Source organism: Vibrio sp. Vb1574, from assembly GCF_033338675.1.
Genome location: NZ_JAWOTC010000433.1, coordinates 1 through 1,066 on the forward strand (window position 1 = coordinate 1; position 1,066 = coordinate 1,066).

The following is a 1,066-nucleotide window of genomic DNA, read 5'->3' on the forward strand; positions in this document are numbered from 1 at the left end:
GATTTTTATCTTCCTGCTGGCAAGCTGTACCTTCAGTTTTGGGGAAGTGATAGCGGAGAGACGCCAGAAAAAGAGCGAGAAGCCATTCGCGCGGTGTATCAGCAACACAACTTCAATTTGATCGAAGTAGAGCCAAGTGAACTAGACAAGCTGGATGAAGTATTGCCAAAACGTCTGCGCCAATTTGGCATCCAAGCGTACTGAGGTTCTTCTCAAATGAACGAAGATGCTTGCGATGTGATGGTATTTGTCATGCCCAGAAACGAAAAAACCCGTGATGATTCACGGGTTTTGTGTTTTTAGCGGTTATCTTGGCTTATCGCCCGAAGGATTAGAAACCTTTGATGTTTTCCGCTTCTAGCTCAGAGAAGTACTTAACTGTCTTCACTTTAAGCTCTTGTTGTGAAGGCTCGTCACATACGATCACTGCTTTAGGGTGCAGCTGAAGAGCAGAAACTGTCCATAGGTGGTTTACACAACCTTCAACAGCCGCTTCTAGTGCAAGTGCTTTGTTGTGACCAGTCACTAGGATCATCACTTCTTCTGCGTCTAGCAGTGTGCCTACACCGATAGTCAGTGCGTATTTAGGAACTTGGTTGATGTCACCATCAAAGAAGCGAGAGTTCGCGATACGAGTATCTTCAGTTAGTGTCTTGATGCGAGTGCGAGAAGACAGAGAAGACGCTGGCTCGTTGAATGCGATGTGACCGTCGTTACCTACGCCGCCCATGAATAGGTTGATTTTGCCGTAAGACTTGATTTTGTCTTCGTAGCGTTTGCATTCTGCTTCGTGGTTGTCAGTGTTGCCGTTCAACAGGTTGATATTTTCTTCTTGAATATCAATGTGGTTGAAGAAGTTGTTGTACATGAATGAACGGTATGATTCTGGGTGATCCGCAGGGATACCGATGTATTCATCCATGTTGAAAGTGACAACGTGTTTGAAACTTACTTCACCAGCTTGGTAAAGCTCGATCAGTGCTTTGTAAGTTGCTAGAGGAGTGCCACCAGTTGGTAGACCCAGAACGAATGGACGCTCAGCAGTAGGTTTAAAGTCGTTGATACG

The 1,066-nt window shown here is 45.4% G+C and carries 1 protein-coding gene and 1 pseudogene; one reads left to right on the top strand and one right to left on the bottom strand.

Annotation, left to right across the window (positions count from 1 at the left end; all coding sequences use genetic code 11):
- A pseudogene (locus R7O12_RS26670) lies at nt 1–204 on the top strand (glycerol kinase); the annotation flags it as partial.
- 127 nt (nt 205–331) lie between these two features.
- Here the strand turns inward: R7O12_RS26670 and nagB are convergent.
- The coding region (gene nagB, locus R7O12_RS26675; protein WP_318127085.1) for a glucosamine-6-phosphate deaminase at nt 332–1,066 on the bottom strand (735 nt) is incomplete at its 5' end.